Annotated in this window: 1 pseudogene; it reads left to right on the top strand. The window is 44.4% G+C overall.

Annotated elements, in window-relative coordinates:
- Window positions 1-65: 65 nt before the first annotated feature.
- Window positions 66-556, top strand: a pseudogene (locus V6259_RS19570) (transposase); the annotation flags it as partial.

Raw genomic sequence — 556 nt, 5'->3', positions numbered from 1 at the left:
TGGTATGGACCCACTTTCATAGACATCTCATAGCTATATAATAATAGGTAAAAATGAGGTGAATTATGAGTGGAAAACGTTATACCGATGAGTTCAAAATTGAAGCCGTTAAACAAGTCACTGAGCGCGGCTATAAGATTACAGAAGTGGCTGAGCGACTGGGCGTGAGTTACAAGAGTATGCATGATTGGATTGTCCGATACAGCAAACCAGGAGTGAGCAGAAAAGCGGAAGATTCCGCTCAGTCAGAGATCCAACGGCTCAAATCTGAACTTAAACGGGTGACCGAAGAGAGGGATATTCTAAAGGAGGCCGCCGTGTACTTTGCCGGGGAGTCAAAGAAAAGTACACGTTCATAAAATCACGGCTCCACGACTATTCTATTGTTGTCTTATGTCGAACACTGCAAGTCCATAGGAGCGGTTTTTACGCTTGGCTGGACTGTCCAAAAAGTCGACGAGAACAAGAAGATGACCAACTTGCCGTTACGATTAAAACACATTGGCTTGAGAGTGGTTGTGTTTACGGCTACCGCAACATCACCAAAGACCTAAAG

Origin of the sequence: Marinomonas sp. TI.3.20 (genome assembly GCF_038155025.1) — a bacterium.
Classification (GTDB): Bacteria; Pseudomonadota; Gammaproteobacteria; order Pseudomonadales; family Marinomonadaceae; genus Marinomonas; species Marinomonas flavescens.
This window is presented reverse-complemented; position numbering and strand designations above follow the sequence as displayed.